This window comes from Bradyrhizobium sp. NC92 (genome assembly GCF_025200865.1).
Classification (GTDB): Bacteria; Pseudomonadota; Alphaproteobacteria; order Rhizobiales; family Xanthobacteraceae; genus Bradyrhizobium.
In genome coordinates this window covers 4,071,946-4,087,380 of sequence record NZ_CP104171.1, presented here as the reverse complement: position 1 = coordinate 4,087,380, position 15,435 = coordinate 4,071,946, and the positions used below count along the sequence as shown (strand labels likewise).

General features: G+C 66.2%; 15 protein-coding genes. 7 read left to right on the top strand and 8 right to left on the bottom strand.

Going from position 1 to position 15,435, the window contains the following annotated elements:
* Positions 1 to 102 precede the first annotated feature (102 nt).
* The 3 genes from efp to N2602_RS19060 all read left to right on the top strand — a co-directional run bounded on the left by efp (position 103) and on the right by N2602_RS19060 (position 3,377).
* The gene (gene efp, locus N2602_RS19070; RefSeq protein WP_260383560.1) at positions 103 to 669 is read left to right on the top strand and encodes an elongation factor P; all 567 of its coding nucleotides are present in this window, start codon (positions 103 to 105) and stop codon (positions 667 to 669) included.
* A 45-nt stretch (positions 670 to 714) separates the two neighbouring features.
* The gene (locus N2602_RS19065; protein WP_260383559.1) at positions 715 to 2,316 is read left to right on the top strand and encodes a DUF4397 domain-containing protein; all 1,602 of its coding nucleotides are present in this window, start codon (positions 715 to 717) and stop codon (positions 2,314 to 2,316) included.
* Between the two features lie 74 nt (positions 2,317 to 2,390).
* Positions 2,391 to 3,377, top strand: coding sequence for a DUF808 domain-containing protein (locus N2602_RS19060; RefSeq protein ID WP_260383558.1), 987 nt, complete (start codon positions 2,391 to 2,393; stop codon positions 3,375 to 3,377).
* 29 nt (positions 3,378 to 3,406) lie between these two features.
* Here the strand turns inward: N2602_RS19060 and N2602_RS19055 are convergent, their stop codons facing one another.
* Entirely contained in the window at positions 3,407 to 3,910 is a 504-nt protein-coding gene (locus N2602_RS19055; protein WP_260383557.1) for a cupin domain-containing protein, read from the bottom strand.
* Between the two features lie 21 nt (positions 3,911 to 3,931).
* On the bottom strand, positions 3,932 to 4,411 hold the full coding sequence (locus N2602_RS19050; RefSeq protein WP_260383556.1) for a carboxymuconolactone decarboxylase family protein: 480 nt from the start codon (positions 4,409 to 4,411) through the stop codon (positions 3,932 to 3,934).
* A 54-nt stretch (positions 4,412 to 4,465) separates the two neighbouring features.
* Here N2602_RS19050 and N2602_RS19045 point away from each other — a divergent pair, with 54 nt between their 5' ends.
* Complete coding sequence (locus N2602_RS19045) at positions 4,466 to 4,987, top strand: MarR family winged helix-turn-helix transcriptional regulator (RefSeq protein ID WP_172789164.1); 522 nt, start codon at positions 4,466 to 4,468, stop codon at positions 4,985 to 4,987.
* Positions 4,988 to 5,020: 33 nt separating this feature from the next.
* On the opposite strand, the gene N2602_RS19040 is transcribed toward N2602_RS19045, so the two are convergent.
* Positions 5,021 to 5,272 carry a hypothetical protein gene (locus tag N2602_RS19040; RefSeq protein WP_260383555.1) on the bottom strand — a complete coding sequence of 84 codons (252 nt, stop codon included), beginning with the start codon at positions 5,270 to 5,272 and terminating at the stop codon, positions 5,021 to 5,023.
* 204 nt (positions 5,273 to 5,476) lie between these two features.
* Here N2602_RS19040 and N2602_RS19035 point away from each other — a divergent pair, with 204 nt between their 5' ends.
* A complete protein-coding gene (locus N2602_RS19035) occupies positions 5,477 to 6,706 on the top strand; it encodes a lytic murein transglycosylase (protein WP_260383554.1) in 1,230 nt (409 codons plus the stop codon).
* 133 nt (positions 6,707 to 6,839) lie between these two features.
* Here the strand turns inward: N2602_RS19035 and N2602_RS19030 are convergent, their stop codons facing one another.
* The 3 genes from N2602_RS19030 to recJ all read right to left on the bottom strand — a co-directional run bounded on the left by N2602_RS19030 (position 6,840) and on the right by recJ (position 10,450).
* Positions 6,840 to 7,637: an aldolase gene (locus tag N2602_RS19030; protein ID WP_260383553.1), complete on the bottom strand. Its 798-nt coding sequence runs from the start codon at positions 7,635 to 7,637 to the stop codon at positions 6,840 to 6,842.
* Positions 7,638 to 7,735: 98 nt separating this feature from the next.
* Complete coding sequence (locus N2602_RS19025; RefSeq protein WP_260383552.1) at positions 7,736 to 8,545, bottom strand: SDR family NAD(P)-dependent oxidoreductase; 810 nt, start codon at positions 8,543 to 8,545, stop codon at positions 7,736 to 7,738.
* A gap of 63 nt (positions 8,546 to 8,608) precedes the next feature.
* Positions 8,609 to 10,450, bottom strand: a complete 1,842-nt coding sequence (gene recJ / locus N2602_RS19020) for a single-stranded-DNA-specific exonuclease RecJ (protein ID WP_260383551.1) — start codon at positions 10,448 to 10,450, stop codon at positions 8,609 to 8,611.
* Between the two features lie 283 nt (positions 10,451 to 10,733).
* Between recJ and N2602_RS19015 the strand changes: the two genes are divergently transcribed.
* Both N2602_RS19015 and N2602_RS19010 read left to right on the top strand, forming a co-directional pair.
* A complete protein-coding gene (locus N2602_RS19015; RefSeq protein WP_172789158.1) occupies positions 10,734 to 11,810 on the top strand; it encodes a methyl-accepting chemotaxis protein in 1,077 nt (358 codons plus the stop codon).
* 320 nt (positions 11,811 to 12,130) lie between these two features.
* Positions 12,131 to 12,874, top strand: coding sequence for an SDR family oxidoreductase (locus N2602_RS19010; RefSeq protein WP_260383550.1), 744 nt, complete (start codon positions 12,131 to 12,133; stop codon positions 12,872 to 12,874).
* Positions 12,875 to 12,888: 14 nt separating this feature from the next.
* On the opposite strand, the gene N2602_RS19005 is transcribed toward N2602_RS19010, so the two are convergent.
* Both N2602_RS19005 and N2602_RS19000 read right to left on the bottom strand, forming a co-directional pair.
* Complete coding sequence (locus tag N2602_RS19005) at positions 12,889 to 13,890, bottom strand: 4-hydroxythreonine-4-phosphate dehydrogenase PdxA (RefSeq protein ID WP_172789156.1); 1,002 nt, start codon at positions 13,888 to 13,890, stop codon at positions 12,889 to 12,891.
* The gene (locus N2602_RS19000; protein ID WP_260383549.1) at positions 13,887 to 15,425 is read right to left on the bottom strand and encodes a tripartite tricarboxylate transporter permease; all 1,539 of its coding nucleotides are present in this window, start codon (positions 15,423 to 15,425) and stop codon (positions 13,887 to 13,889) included. The genes N2602_RS19005 and N2602_RS19000 overlap by 4 nt, the downstream gene beginning before the upstream one ends.
* Between the last annotated feature and the right edge of the window lie 10 nt (positions 15,426 to 15,435).

Here is a 15,435-nt window from a genome sequence, read left to right as displayed (position 1 = left end):
CGGCCCGAAACGGGCGCCGAGGTCCGATTTGAGGCCCCAAGTCCCCCATCAATTTGACCACGTCCTGGCCGCAGCCGGGCCAAGCAAGCAGGAAATACAGCTTTGAGAGTCATCGCCAGTTCTATTCGCAAGGGCAACGTGATCGAGCAAGACGGCAAGCTCTATGTCGTCGTGAGCGCCGAGAACATCCATCCCGGCAAGGGCACCCCGGTCAGCCAGATCGAAATGCGCCGAATCTCGGACGGGGTAAAGATCTCCGAGCGCTACAAGACCACCGACCAGGTCGAAAAGGCCACGATCGAAGAGCGCAACTACACCTTCCTGTACGAAGACGGCGACGGCTTCCACTTCATGAACCCCGAGACCTACGACCAGGTCCAGGTCTCCAAGGACGTGGTCGGCGACGCGGCCGCCTATCTTCAGCCAGACATGACCGTCAAGCTGTCGACCCACGACGTCAATGTGGTGTCGATGGCGCTGCCGCAGCGCGTGACGCTCGAAGTGGTCGAAACCGAGCCCGTGACCAAGGGGCAGACCGCCTCCTCCTCCTACAAGCCGGCGGTGCTCTCCAACGGCGTGCGCACCACCGTGCCGCCGCACATCTCGGTCGGCACCCGTATCGTGGTGATGACCGAAGACGGCTCCTACTCCGAGCGCGCCAAGGACTGACGGGGAACCGAGCGATCGCAACAGGTACCGCCGGGGGGCGAGGCAGTGGTTGGGAAGGGTTTCCGCTTCGTCTCGCTGCTTCTGGCGCTGCTTTCGCTCTTCATTGCCACTCCGCTCGCTGCGGATGAATTCCGCAGCCCCTCCCTGACGGCCCTGCGCGTCGACTGGCGCGCGGCGCTCGACCAGCTTCGCAGCGAGATCAACAGCCGTCCCCAGATTGCGGGCGACTTCATCTTCGCACCCCGCCGTACAGTGCCGCGCTACGACCCGCGCGCGATGCCCGCACTGGTGCAGCTCAACGCGATCTCCTCGCGCTTCTTCACCGGCATTACCCGAAGTCCCGTCCCCGTGCTGCTGCCGTTCGACGCCGCCGCGTATCTCGATGCGCAGCGCAGCGGCGCGCCGGCTACGCTCGCGCTGTCGCGCTACCAGGCCGATTTCAATCCTGTCGACATGTTCGATGCCGGGCCCGCCGGCTACAGCGCGACCTTCTCGCTCGATCCAGGCGCCGGTGAGGGCATGCCAAGCCGGGTGTACGCAAGGCCTGTCGAGGTGCAGATCACGGGCTCGGCGCTCGTCTACGACATCGCCGATCCCGCCGGGGGCAAGGGCGAGCCAGTCAAGCCGCTCGCAGCAGCCTACCCGGATCTGCGCAGGTTCATCCGGGAAGGCTATGTGCGCTACGCCTTCACCCGCTTCGGCGCCGCCTATGTGGTCTCGATCCAGTGCCTCGACAGCGTCGCGAGGCCGCGGCGGCTCGCCTGCAAGGAGGCCTATCCGGTCGCCGAGCGTTTCCTGAAAGCGCTGCGCATCGCTGGCGGCCAGCGCATGCGGCCACTGACGGACGTTGCGTCCAACATCATCGATCGCCCCGCGGTGCGTTCACCGGATTTCAGCTACCGGCCGAGCGGCGACATCATCCCGAACACCGGCTACCGCAAACAGGGCGGCCATCCCGACGCTATGGCCTACGCCCAGATCCGCTTTCCGCTGGAGAAGGCGCCCGCCTTCGTGCGCTCGCAATCCTACGGCAAACGTGACAAGAGCGAAGGCCCGACCGCTTTTCCCTGGCGCGACAATTTCTGCGAGTCGCGCAGTTTCGAAGTGTGGCAATGCGGCGGAGGCTACGGCCATCAGGGCGAGGACATCCGCGCCGCCGGCTGTCCGCCGCCCGGCGAAGGCCGCGAGCCCTGCGATCCCAAGCAGCGCGGCGTCGTCGCCGTGCGTGATGCAATCGTCATCCGCGGTGTCAAGGACCAGGCGGCGACGCTTCAGGTCAATAGCCGCACCGAGCACATCCGTTTCCGCTACATGCACATGAATCCGCACGCGATGAACGCCGACGGCCTCGTCAACGGCCGCCTCGTCAGCGAAGGCGAGAAGATCGGCGTGGTCTCGAACTATCTCGACCGTCCCGCCGGAACGTCGCTGCACCTGCATTTCGACGTCCAGGTATTCACCCGCGACGGCTGGATCTGGGTCAATCCCTACGTCACGCTGGTATCGGCCTATGAGCGGCTGATCCGCGCGCGCGGCCGCGAGATCGGCCCGGAGATCGCAATCACGCCGCAACCGGTGGCCCATGCGCTGCCGCAGGACGTGCTCAAGCCCGACTTGCGCGAGGGGGCGGGCGGCGAGGAGAACTGAGAGCGTACTCGTTCGTTGCCGGAGCGTGCATCTGGTCGCGCATCTCGCCGGCTCGAACGAAGAAGGACAGGTTGATGAGTGTCGGACTGATCGGTCTTCTCGACGACATCGCGGGGATCGCAAAGGTGGCTGCAGCCTCGCTCGACGATGTCGCGGCCCAGGCTGCCAAGGCGGGCACAAAGGCGGCCGGCGTGGTCATCGATGATGCGGCGGTCACGCCGAACTACGTCATCGGTTTTGCATCGAAGCGCGAACTGCCGATCGTCGGGAAGATCGCGATCGGATCGCTGCGCAACAAGCTGCTGATTCTGCTGCCCGTTGCCCTGTTGCTTGGCTATTTCCTTCCCGCCGCGGTCACGCCGCTGCTGATGCTGGGCGGCGCCTTTCTCTGCTATGAGGGCGCCGAAAAGGTGCTCGAAGCCGTGCTGCCGCATCATGCGCACCAGCACGAAGCTCAGCTGCAGCCGATTGCGTTGAATACGCGATCGGTCGAGGACGAGAAGGTCGCAAGCGCCATCAAGACGGATTTCATCCTGTCGGCTGAGATCATGGCGATCACGCTGGCGGCTATCCCTGCGGGCAGCATCTGGACGCAGGCGCTGGTGCTGGCGCTGGTCGGCGTCTTTATCACCGTTGGGGTCTATGGCGTGGTCGCCTTGATCGTGAAGGCGGACGATGTCGGCATCGCCCTTGCGCGCTACGGCGGCACTTCACTCGTTGGTCGCGCGATCCGCTTGCTTGGACGCGCGCTCGTCCGCGGCATGCCCGCCTTCCTGGCGGTGCTGAGCGCGATCGGCACCGCCGCCATGATCTGGGTCGGCGGCGGCATCATCCTGCACGGCATCGAAAAGTACGGCCCGCCCGCAATTGGTGACACGGTCCATGCCGCAACCGAGGCTGCCGCACATCTCCTTCCATCCGTTGCCGGCATCATCGAATGGTCGGTCGAGGCAGCCATCTCGGGCGCGCTTGGACTGCTCATCGGCGCGGTTGCCATTCCGGTCGTCGAATACGGACTCGCACCGGCATGGAAACGGCTGAGGCGATCGCGATCGGCCTGAGCACGGCCGTCGCGAATGCCCCGTGTAGGCTACTCCAGGAAAGTCGTCAGCTGCGCGCCTTCATCGGCCACGAACACCGCAATCAACTCCGCCGGCTCCGTCATACTGGCATTGGCCGAGACCAGGTGCGTCGAGCCCGGTGGTTCGAAGAAGGACTGGCCGACGCCGAACGTCTCGACCGGGCCGCCGCCGAGTTGCGAGCGGATCTCGCCCTTGGTGATGTAGGCGGTAACGGATCCCGAGTGGCGATGCGGCCGCGAAAACCCGCCCGGACCATAGGACACGCGCACGATGGTGACGCGCTTGCCCGGGACGTTCGGCAGCGCGTAGGAGCCGATCGGCTCGACCTTGTCGAGCGGCGAGCCCTCCGCGGCCGTGGCGCAGAGCGGGGTCAGTACGCCTGCGACGGTGTCCATCGTCACCGGCAGCGTCTTGCCGATCGCGAGCGCGCAGGCGACCCCTGCGACGACGGCGAGCGTCGTCGAACGCGACGGCGCCGGCCACTGCACGGCAGAAAAGCTCATGGCTGTCATCGTGATCTCCCCTTGCCGCCGTCAGAACGCAGCGGCGGCCGTTGCAACCGGCCGCTTTGCAGGCGTCCAGCGAAACGCCGCGCCGAAGCGGTTCCAGACGTTGATCGAGGCGACGGCCGAGGTCAGGTACGTCAATTCAGTCTCGGAGAATTCGCCGGACGCTTCCGCATAGACCTCGTCGCCGACGCCGTCGGGCAGACAGGTCAGCGCCTCGGCCCAGGCGAGCGCAGCCCGCTCGCGCGGCGAAAAGATCGGCGCCTCGCGCCAGACCGCGACCAGATGGACCTTGTCGACGGGAACGCCGATCCGTTCCGACAGCAGGACGTGGTGCTGCACGCAGAAGGCGCAGCCGTTGATTTGCGAGGCGCGCAGCTTGACCAGTTCGAGCAGTTGCTTGTCGAGGCCGGCCTTGGCCGCAAGCTGGCCCAGCGCCAGCACCAGATCATACGCATCGGGCGCGATCCGTTTGAAATCTTCATATTCGCTGCGGGCGTGTGACATTGCCATTCACCTCGGCCTATTATAAGAGCTCGGATATCTTATAAGAGCTCTTATATGCCGCGCAAGACGAATGACGTCACGAGATCGCAATCGGGACGAAAGGCAGTTGAACACGGCGCCGTGCATGTTCCCGCGCCGGGTGAAGGCAAGCGCGGCGAGCAAGGCTATCTGGGCTATCTGCTGCGCCAGGCCCACGCCGCGGTTCGTCTGACGATGGAGCGCACCCTGGCCGATCTCGGCGTGACGTCGCCGCAATTCGCGGTGCTGACGATGCTGAACGCCTATCCGGGCTTGTCGGGGGCCGATGTCGCCCGCCTCACCTTCCTGACGCCCCAGACCGTCGGCGTCATCATTCGCAACCTCGAACGCGACGGTGCCATTGTCATGACGCCTCATCCCGTCCACGGCCGCATCCAGCAATGGACGCTGACGCCGCGCGGCGCGACACTTTTGAAGACGTGCCGGCAGCGTGTGCTCGAATTGGAGAAGCGCCTCGCTCGAAATCTGGATTCAAAGGCGGAAACCACGATCCGGCGCTGGCTTGCCGGAATTGCGGCTGACCTGCAGGAGGACTAGGCGACCGGCATCGCAGCTGTCGCGGCCGCAGTTCTACCCGCCTTTCAAGGCGTTCTTGACTGCGCCGTCGGGCCAGGTCTCGTCCGCCGCGATCACCCGCACGCGGGTCTGGTCCGCGGTATTGACCAGCACGTGCGAATTCACTCGCTCACTGCTCGGCTCGAGACGCAAATCGGTTTCGGGCTTCCAGCTCAGCGTCGTTGCGAGGTCGCCGGGAAAGATCTTCCATTGCGATCCGTCGTCGAGCTCGACGACATGGCTTTCCGCATGCGTGCGTATCTTCATTCCACCCCGTTTTTCGATGAACAGACGTACGGAAGGCAGGACCGGCCCACGGCCGAATCTTCTCCTCCTTCCGGACGCGGAGGGAATGCGGGAAGAGCGACACTTGTTCCGGTGGGAACAGCCGATGCGCTCAGGCACGATCCACGCACATTGCCGTTCCTGGAACCCACTCACACGGGCCATGTTTCCGGCTAGAATGTGCCCATGAAGCACGCTGATTCCTCGCCCCGTCACACCCGCCGCGCCCTGCTCCAGTCGACGCTCGGTGCGGCCGCTTTGCTTGCGCTTCCCAGCCGGGCTCTCGCCGCGCCTCCCGGCTTCGACGAATGGCGTGACAGCTTTCGCGCACGCGCGACGGCAAAAGGTATTTCCGCCGCGACATGGCAGCGCGCGCTGGGACGGGTCGAGCCGGACATGAGCGTGTTCGCGCAGATGCGCAACCAGCCCGAATTCCACGAGCAGGTCTGGCAGTACATCAACCGTCGCGTCTCGGACTGGCGCATCATCAACGGCAAGGTCGCGCTGAAGAACAACGAGGCGCTGCTCGCCCGCGTCGAGCGCGATTTCGGGGTCGAGCGCGGCACGCTGCTGGCGCTGTGGGGCGTCGAGTCCGCCTATGGCGATCCCCTGGTGCAGCAGAACCATATGAGGCCGGTGTTTCCCTCGCTCGCCGCGCTCGCCTGGAACGAGCCGCGCCGCAAGACCTATTGGGAGACCGAGCTGATCAACGCACTGCGCATCGTCGACAAGGGTTGGAGCACGCCTGAGGAAATGCGGGGCTCCTGGGCCGGCGCGATGGGGCATTCGCAATGGATGCCGGAAGTCTGGCTCAATGTCGGCATCGACTATGACGGCGACGGCAAGGTCTCGCCGTTCGGCAAGCCCGACGACGCGCTGGGCTCGACCGCAAAATACCTTGTCAATCGCGGCAAATGGCATCGCGGCGAGCATTGGGGCTACGAGGTGCGCGCGTCCGGCAACATGAGCGGCAGCCGCACCTATGCAGCCTGGCAGGCGGCCGGCGTCACCCGCGCCGACGGTCAGCCGTTTCCGCAAGCCTCCGCATCCGCACAGATGTGGACGCCGGTTGCGGGCGGGCCGACCTTCCTGCTCGGACCGAACTTCTATTCGGTGAAGAGCTATAACCCTTCCATGAACTACGCGCTGGCGATCTGCCATCTCGGGGATCGCTGCCTGGGAGCTCCGCCCTTCATCCAGCCTTTCCCCGGCTCCGAGCGTGCATTGACGCTCGCCGAGGTGCAGGAGATGCAAACGCGCCTCACCATGGCCGGCTTCGACACCGGCGGCACCGACGGCCGCGTCGGCAACGACACCATGAAGGCGGTCAAGGATTTCCAGCAGCGCGCCGGCATCACGCCGGCGGACGGCTATGGTGGACTGAAGGTGCTGGCCAAGCTGCGGCAGGGTGGATAGTCGCGCTCGTCATTCCGGGGCGCGCGAAGCGCGAGCCCCGAATCCATCGGGCAGCAAGCGCGCGGAAAAATGGATTCCCGGTTCGCGCCAAGTGGCGCGCCCCGGAATGACACCGTGGCTGGTGCTCCCTTTCTCAGTGCCGGTACTGCGGCTCTTCCGCATCGAGCTGTCTGCGGATCGCGGCGAGATGCAGCCGCGCGGATTCGGAATCGCCCTCGCGCATCTGCCTGTAGGTCTCGGCCGCAATCGCGGGATCGACCGGCAGCACCTTCCGTCCCGTCGACATCGCCAGCACCTGAACCTCGGCGGCGCGCTCGAGATAATAGAGATCGTCCCAGGCCTCCGCGATGGTCGGCGCCAGCACCATCACGCCGTGATGCTTCATGAAGACGATGTCGGCATCGCCAACGGCGGAGGCGATACGCGCGCCTTCGCGGCTGTCGAGCGCGAGGCCGTTATAGTCGCGGTCGACCGCGGTGCGGCCGTAGAATTTCAGTGCGGTCTGGCCGGCCCAAATCAGGGGCTCGCCCTCGGTCATCGACAGCGCCGTGGCATAGGGCATGTGCGTATGGAAGGCGACCTTGGCGCGCGGCAGCAGCCTGTGCATCTCGGCGTGGATGTAGAAGGCGGTCGCCTCGGGCACGCCCTCGCCGTCAAGCACGTTGCCGTGGAAATCGCAGATCAGGAGCTTTGACGCCGTCAGTTCGCGGAAGGCGTAGCAGTAGGGGTTGACCAGGAAGAGGTCGTCATGGCCCGGCACGACCGCCGAGAAGTGATTGCAGATGCCCTCCTCAAAGCCGTTGCGCGCGGCCATGCGGAAGCAGGCGGCGAGATCCTCGCGCGCGGTGCGGATCGCGTCGGTGGCGAGATCCGGCCGATTGGAGCGGAAGGTCGCGGGCGCGGGTGAGGACGCGTGAAGGCTGTGCGCCATGGCGAAGGAGACCTCTGTCGGTTGGGGAGCTGGCCAGTGTTGTACAGGGCTGGCGCCTTCGCGTCAGCCCCTGCGGCCGCCACCCTGCCCTGCGCAGTTCAAGCGCGCCGCGGCACCCCGCCGGCGTTCATGCCGCCATCGATGACGAGCTCGCTGCCGGTGACATAGCGCGAGGCATCGGAGGCGAGATACAGCACGCCCGAGGCGATCTCCGCGGCCTGGCCGGCGCGGCCAAGCGGCGTGACGACACGGGCGCGCTCCTCCGGATCGATCGGGGCGTTCTGGCCAGAGCCGGCCGCCCCCGTCGGGATCTTGCCCCAGATCGGGGTGTCGATGATGCCGGGATGAACCGAGTTGACGCGGATGCCGTCGCCTGCCGCCGCGCACTCCATCGCGATCGACTTGGCGAACAGCCGCACGCCGCCCTTGGTCGCCGAATAGGCCGACAATCCGGGCGAGCCGCGCAGGCCGGCCAGCGAGGACATCAGGACGATCGAGCCGCCGCCGGTCTTACGCATCAGGGGAAGGCAATGCTTGACCGACAGAAACACGCCATCGAGATTGATCGCATTCTGCTTGCGCCAGTCAGCGAGAGTCATGTCGACGATCGATGGCACGGAAATGCCGATGCCGGCATTGGAGACGAGCACGTCGAACCGGCCGAAGCGCCTTGCGATCTCGGCGACGATCTCGATCCAGCGCTCCTCGCTGGTGACGTCCTGCTCCAGAAAGATCGCCTTGCCGCCGGCATTCGTCACGCGTTTGGCGAGGTCGGGCCCGCGCAGCTCGTCGATGTCGGTGATGACAATGGTCGCGCCTTCGCGCGCGAACAGCTCGACGATAGCCTCGCCAATGCCGGAGGCGCCGCCCGTCACCAGCGCGACCTTGCCCTCAACCTGCCCTGCCATGTTCGCTCCCTTTTTTGTTGTTTGAGCAACCTGCTTCTGACGCATGATCTCGTCGATCATGCGTCATCTAATCACGGATGGCCCCTGGTCCGGTAGCGCGACGTCGACGACGCGGAATTGCACACGCTCGGCGCCCTGGTAGCGGTCCACCGACAACGAGCCCGCGACGTGCATCTGCTGGCCGCGATTGGCGAGCAGCGCATTGCCGAGCTTCTGGCCGATCGAACGGAACGCGATGCCGTTGACGATGGCGCCATCACCCGCCTTGAAGCGCAGGCGCAGATGTGCCTGCCCGACTTCGTCGGCGAAGACGAGCTGGTGCGCCGGCAGTGCCAGCACCGGCTCCGGATTGCCGCTGCCGAAGGGACCGGCGCGGTTGAGCGTCGTCGCCAGCTCCGGCGTCACCGCGCGCGCCGAGACCGCGCAGTCGATATAGAGCTCGTTGACGTGGCGCGCCTCGGCGACGTCGCGCGCCAGCGCCTTCTCGAGATAGGCGCGGAATTCGGCGAGCTTCTCCTTGCGCAGCGTCACGCCCGCTGCCATGGCGTGGCCGCCGCCCTTGAGCAGAATGCCGTCAGCGACCGCCTGCCGCACCGCCTTGCCGAGATCCACGCCCGCGATCGAGCGGCCCGAGCCGGTGCCGATGCCGCCGGGCTCCAGCGCAATGGCAAAGGCAGGCCGCGAAAACTTCTCCTTCAGGCGGGAGGCGACGAGGCCGACCACGCCCGGATGCCAGCCTTCCGAGGCCGTGACGATCACGGCGAGCTTGTCCTCCAACCCGATCGAGGCCAGCGCCTCGGCTTCGGCCTGGGCTTCCGCCGCCTGCTCGATGACGCGGCGTTCGCTGTTGAGACGGTCGAGCTCGGCCGCGATCCGCGCCGCCTCGATGCTGTCGCCTTCGAGCAGCAGCCGGACGCCGAGATCGGCGCGGCCGATACGGCCGCCGGCATTGACGCGCGGCCCCAGCATGAAACCGAGATGCCAGGCTTCCGGCGGGCCGTTGAGCCGTGCCACGTCCATCAGCGCAGTGTGGCCGACATGGTCGCGCCGACGCATCGCGATCAGCCCCTTCGCCACGAAGGCGCGGTTGAGCCCGATCAGCGGCGCGACGTCGGCGACCGTGCCGAGCGCGACGTGATGCAGCATCCCGAGCAGATCCGGCTCGGGCATCTCCGCATTCCAGAAGCCGCGCTGGCGCAGCTCGCGATTCACCGCGACCAGCGTCACCAGCACGAGGCCGACCGCGGCGAGATGGCCAAGGCCCGAGAGATCATCGGGGCGGTTCGGGTTGACCAGCGCATCGACCTCGGGGAGATCGAGACCGCATTGGTGGTGGTCGATCACCACCACGGACATGCCGAGGCGTTTGGCCTCGGCGAGCGGCTCGATGCTGGTGGTGCCGCAATCGACGGTGACGAGCAGCGTCGCGCCTTTTGCGGCGAGCCCGCGCACGGCCTCGACGTTCGGGCCGTAGCCCTCGAAAATCCGGTCGGGAATGTGGATCAGCGGATCGAGCCCGCAATGGCGCAGATGCCAGGCCAGCAGCGCCGCCGAGGTCGCGCCGTCGACGTCGTAATCGCCGAAGATCGCGACCTTCTCGCCCTTGGTCGCGGCATCCGCGACGCGCTTGGAGGCGGCCTCCATTTCCGTCACCGTGAACGGGTCCGGCAGCAGCTTACGGATGGTCGGATCGAGGAAATCGGCGACGGCGTCGATATCGACCCCGCGCCCCGCCAGCACCCGCGCCAGCAGCTCCGGCAATTGGTGCCGCTGCACCATGGCGAGCGCCTGGGCCGCGCCGCGGGCATCGAGCCGGTCGCGCCACAGCTTGTCGGTGAGCGAGCGCGTCACGCCCAGGAACGCCTGGGGCGCTTCGACGGGCAGTGCGGATGCGGGAGGCGTCATGGCGAGGGCTATCGATTGGGAACTCGGGTCCGGGCGATCACGCTCGCGGCCGGGACTGGCTTGAAAGGATTGGCTGGGAAACCCCGGCGATTTGCAACGGCTGGGGCGCACAAAGCGGTGGATGGCAGGTCGGCGGGCCGGAGTGACTATCATTTAGGCATTCCGTCAAACAGCAAATTAAGCAGGCGTTAGGCGGAATCCTCGAAAAAGAATCGTATTCGATCTGTAAGTTGTTGTTCCGGGTTCATTGCAGATCAGACCTCATTGCCAAGGGAAGTTCCCGATGTCTGCTGCGCTGGGTCTGAAAGCCAAGCCGATCGCCACCGCACCTGCGGACGATGATTCCGACATCTCCGCGCTGATCAATCGCCTCACCGCGGAGGTCAACCAGATCGCGGTCGACAAGACCAAGTCGATCCAGCAGATCACCAACCAGATGAAGATGCTGGCGCTGAACGCGCTGATCGAAAGCTCGCGCGCCGGCGCACAAGGCGCGGGCTTTGCAGTCGTGGCGCAGGAGGTGCGCGGCGTCGGCCAGCAGGTCGAGACCATTGCCCGCGAGCTCGAGACCCAGTTGACCAAACGCACCGGCGATCTCGTCGCCTCGATCGACCGCATGAGCCAGCGCTCCCGCGGCGAGCGGATGGTCGACCTGTCGCTCAACGCGATCGAGCTGATCGACCGCAATCTCTATGAACGCACCTGCGACGTGCGCTGGTGGGCGACCGATTCCGCCGTGGTCGATTGCGCGGCCTCGCCCAGTGCTGCGGCCGTCTCCCATGCCTCGCAGCGCCTCGGCGTGATCCTCGGGGCCTACACCGTCTATCTCGATCTCTGGCTCTGCGACCTCGACGGCAACGTCATCGCCAACGGCCGCGCCGACCGCTTCCGCGTCGTCGGCCAGAACGTCGCCCATACCAAATGGTTTCGCGACGCGCGGTCCTTGCGCTCCGGCGACGATTATGTCGCCGGCGACGTCGAGAACCAGCCGCTGCTCGGCAATGCCCAGGTCGCGACCTATTGCGCCAGCGTCCGCGCCGGCGGCCAGGCCAACGGCGCGCCGATCGGGGTGCTCGCCATCCATTTCGACTGGGAGCCGCAGGCCCGCGCCATCGTACAGGGCGTGCGCGTCGGCGACAGCGACAAGGCCCGCGTGCTGCTGGTCGATTCGAATTTCCGCGTGATCGCGGCCTCCGACGGCCAGGGCATCCTCAGCGAACGCATCTCGCTGTCGCTGAACGGCCAGCGCTCCGGCTTCTACCACGACCGCACGGGCACGCTGGTCGCTTTCCATGCCACCCCGGGTTACGAGACCTATCGCGGGCTCGGCTGGTACGGCGTGATCGTCTGCGGGGCGTGACGCGACCAGGGGCCGCCTTCCCGAAATCGGACGCGGTCGCCCGTCCAATCCCAAACTGCGAAAACAACCCCATGCACAGTAGCCTCAGGGTTGTTTTCATTGGCCTTTTTTAGGGGCCTGCGCCACCTTGCGTTCATCAGGACGTTTTGAAACGTCGGGCAAAATGCGGGCAGCATTTTCCGCCAAGGTATGCCTGTTACAGGCAAGAGCCTGCGCCGTGGATCGGCTAGAGTCACTTCGCACCATATGGGTGACGTGGGAGGCGCGACTTTCGATTGGCTTCGATCATCTCGCGCTCCGCAATCGCAAGGAGACATGCCATGAAGATCGTCGTGATCGGCGGAACCGGATTGATTGGGTCCAGGCTCGTGGCGAAGCTCAAGCTGCACGGCCACGATGCGGTGGCTGCCTCGCCGAAATCCGGCGTGAACGCCGTCACCGGGGAAGGCCTTGCCGCAGCGCTTTCGGGCGCGGATGTGGTCGTCGACGTCGCCAACGCGCCGTCCTGGGAGCCGGCCGCGGTGCTCGCGTTCTTCCAGCGATCGAGCGAGAATCTCGTCGCGGCCGAGGCCGCAGCAGGCGTGAGACATCACGTGGCGCTCTCGATCGTCGGCACCGACCGCTCGCCCGACAACGCCTATTTCCGTGCCAAGCTGGCGCAGGAAACCGTCATCAAGTCCGGCTCGGTCCCCTACTCGATCGTGCGCGCCACCCAGTTCTTCGAGTTCCTCGGCGCCATCGCCGAGACCAGCGTGCGCGAGGGGAAGATCGTCGTTCCCTCCGCATTGTTTCAGCCGATCGCGGCAGCCGACGTCGCCGACCGCCTCGCCGAAGTCGCAACGGAGCAGCCGCTCAACGGGACGATCGATATCGCCGGACCCGAGAAGGCGCCCTTCAACGAATTCATCGCGCGGCGTCTGAGGGCATCCGGCGACGCCCGGCCTGTGGTCGGAGATCCGAAGGCGCCCTATTACGGCGCTCTCATCGACGACCAATCGCTGAACCCGCTCGGCGAGGCGCGGCTCGGGACGACGCCGCTCGCCAAGTGGCTCGCGACGGCCTGAATATCCCTGATTCATTAGCGGGTGCGCCGAGCCATCTCCGCTGCGAGCAGCAGTGCCGCGCGGCTGGCGCCAATCGATGCGATGCCTTGCCCAGCGATGTCGTAGGCGGTGCCGTGCGCGGGCGTGCAGATCGGGAACGGGAAGCCGCCGAGCAAGGTCACGCCGCGATCGAAACCCATCAGCTTCATCGCGATCTGGCCCTGGTCGTGATACATCGTCAGCACGGCATCGAAGGCGCCGGCCTTGGCGCGCAGGAACACGGTGTCGGCGGGAAACGGTCCCTCCGCAGCAATGCCCTCGCGCTGGCTCGCCGCGACCACCGGCGCAATCACGTCGATCTCCTCGCGGCCGAAATTGCCTCCGTCGCCGGCATGAGGGTTGAGGCCTGCGACCGCGATCCGCGGCCGCGCAAAGCCGGCGTTGCGCATGCAGGAATCGGTCAGCTTGAGCGCGCGATGGATGCGTTCGCCGGACAGCTTCGCAGCGACGTCCTTGAGCGGGATGTGGGAAGTGACCCGTGCGTTCCAGAGCCGGTCGAGCACGTTGAATTCGCTTGCCGGCGTTTTGAGACCGACGACCTCGGCCGAGAACGCGATCTCGTCGTCGTACTCGGCACGGGCAAGACGCATCGCCTGCTTGTTGAAGGGGGTGAAACAGACCGCGTCGACATGGCCGTCGCGGCCGAGCTCGAGCGCATGTCTGTAATTGGCCAGCGCGAATTTTCCGCCGGCAAGGGTCGCCGTCTTCGGCTCGACCTCCCTGGGGTCGAGGTGGCGGAGATCGATGAACAGTGCATCCTCCCCCGCCGCGCGAAGCTCGGTCCCCTGCTCCACCGTGGACAAGTCCGGCCGGACGCCGGCGACGCGCGCCCCCTCGTCGAAGATGCGGCGATCGCCGATGACGACGAGCCGACAGCTCGCGCGAATGTCGTCCTGCGCCACCAGCTTCGCCGTCAGCTCCGGGCTGATGCCGGCGGGATCGCCCATGGCCAGCGCAATCAGCGGCTTTGCGGTCATATGATCACCTTTTCCTGGACTGGCGTATCGGTCGCGGGCGAAGAGGGTTTGCGCCAGAGCCGCGCCAGCTGCAGCACAAGCGGAAGCAGCAGCAGCGCGATGCCGCCCACGATCAGGCACGTCACCAGCTTGTTCGCGAAGAAGATGCCCAGCGAGCCCTTGGAGATCAGCATCGACTGCCGGAACGCGTCCTCGGCCTTGTCGCCGATGACGATTGCGAGCACGAGCGGCGCCAGCGGATAGAACAGCTTCTTGAAGAGATAGCCGACGACCCCGAAGCCGAGCATCATGACAACATCGAGATAGGAGTTCGACACCGAATAGGCGCCGACGACGCAGATGATGACGATCAGCGGTGCGATCACCACGAACGGAATCCGCATCAGGGCGGCGAATACCGGCACAGTCAGCAGCACCAGCACCACGGCAACGATGTTGCCGACATACATCGAGGCGATCAGGCCCCAGACGAAATCCTTGCTGTCGACGAACAGCATGGGCCCGGGATTGAGGCCCCAGATCATCAGCCCGCCCATCATCACGGCCGCAGTCGCCGAGCCGGGAATGCCGAGCGAGAGCATCGGCAGCAGCGCGCTGGTCCCGGCGGCATGATCGGCCGTCTCCGGCGAGATGATGCCTTCGACCTCGCCGGTGCCGAAACATCGGCCGCGGCGCGAGAAGCGGCGCGCAATCCCGTAGCTCATGAAGGAGGCCGCGGTCGGGCCGCCCGGCGTGATGCCCATCCAGCAGCCGATCGCGGCGCTGCGCAGCAATGCCACGCCGTGCCGCGGCAGGCGGCCGACCGCGCGGAACACCTCGCGCCAATCGATCTTCGAGGAGACCGCGCGGGCGTGAAACTCCTCCTCGACGGCGACCAGCAGCTCGCCAATGCCGAACAGGCCCATCACCGCGACGACGAAGCTGACGCCCTTGACCAGCTCATCGACGCCCATGGTGAGGCGGACGCTGCCGGACACGGTGTCGATGCCGATGGCGGCGATCGCAAAGCCGATCGCGAGTGCCACGACGGTCTTGATCGGTGCCGCGCCGCCCATGCCGACGAAGCTGGCGAAGGCCAGGAAATACACCGCAAAATACTCGGCCGGTCCGAAGGCGAGCGCGACCTGCGCCACCCAGGAGGCGAGGAACGTGATCAGGATGACGCCGACCAGCGCGCCGAACGCCGCCGAGCCGAAGGCGGTCGCGAGCGCCGTGGTCGGCCGGCCGTCGCGCGCCATGGGATAGCCGTCGAAGGTGGTCGCCACCGACGACGGCTCGCCCGGAATGTTGAACAGGATCGAGGTTACCGAGCCGCCGAACAGTGCGCCCCAATACATGCTGGAGAGCAGGATGATGGCCGAGACCGGCTGCATGCCGAAGGTGAGCGGCAAGAGCAGCGACACCCCGTTCGGCGCGCCCAGCCCCGGCAGCACGCCGACGAGAATGCCGAGCAGCACGCCGACCACCATCAGAACCAGATGCGGCGCCGTGACCGCGATGGTGAAGCCGTGCAGGAGCTCTGCGAGATTGTCCATCGGGCCCTCC

Excerpts from the sequence above, each read along its gene's own strand:
- recJ (WP_260383551.1), bottom strand. The coding sequence starts at position 10,450 with ATGACGCCTCCCGCATCCGCACTGCCCGTCGAAGCGCCCCAGGCGTTC.
- N2602_RS19035 (WP_260383554.1), top strand. The coding sequence starts at position 5,477 with ATGAAGCACGCTGATTCCTCGCCCCGTCACACCCGCCGCGCCCTGCTC.
- N2602_RS19055 (WP_260383557.1), bottom strand. The coding sequence starts at position 3,910 with ATGACAGCCATGAGCTTTTCTGCCGTGCAGTGGCCGGCGCCGTCGCGT.
- N2602_RS19045 (WP_172789164.1), top strand. The coding sequence starts at position 4,466 with ATGCCGCGCAAGACGAATGACGTCACGAGATCGCAATCGGGACGAAAG.
- N2602_RS19040 (WP_260383555.1), bottom strand. The coding sequence starts at position 5,272 with ATGAAGATACGCACGCATGCGGAAAGCCATGTCGTCGAGCTCGACGAC.
- N2602_RS19015 (WP_172789158.1), top strand. The coding sequence starts at position 10,734 with ATGTCTGCTGCGCTGGGTCTGAAAGCCAAGCCGATCGCCACCGCACCT.
- N2602_RS19060 (WP_260383558.1), top strand. The coding sequence starts at position 2,391 with ATGAGTGTCGGACTGATCGGTCTTCTCGACGACATCGCGGGGATCGCA.
- N2602_RS19030 (WP_260383553.1), bottom strand. The coding sequence starts at position 7,637 with ATGGCGCACAGCCTTCACGCGTCCTCACCCGCGCCCGCGACCTTCCGC.
- N2602_RS19010 (WP_260383550.1), top strand. The coding sequence starts at position 12,131 with ATGAAGATCGTCGTGATCGGCGGAACCGGATTGATTGGGTCCAGGCTC.
- N2602_RS19005 (WP_172789156.1), bottom strand. The coding sequence starts at position 13,890 with ATGACCGCAAAGCCGCTGATTGCGCTGGCCATGGGCGATCCCGCCGGC.
- N2602_RS19000 (WP_260383549.1), bottom strand. The coding sequence starts at position 15,425 with ATGGACAATCTCGCAGAGCTCCTGCACGGCTTCACCATCGCGGTCACG.
- N2602_RS19025 (WP_260383552.1), bottom strand. The coding sequence starts at position 8,545 with ATGGCAGGGCAGGTTGAGGGCAAGGTCGCGCTGGTGACGGGCGGCGCC.
- N2602_RS19050 (WP_260383556.1), bottom strand. The coding sequence starts at position 4,411 with ATGTCACACGCCCGCAGCGAATATGAAGATTTCAAACGGATCGCGCCC.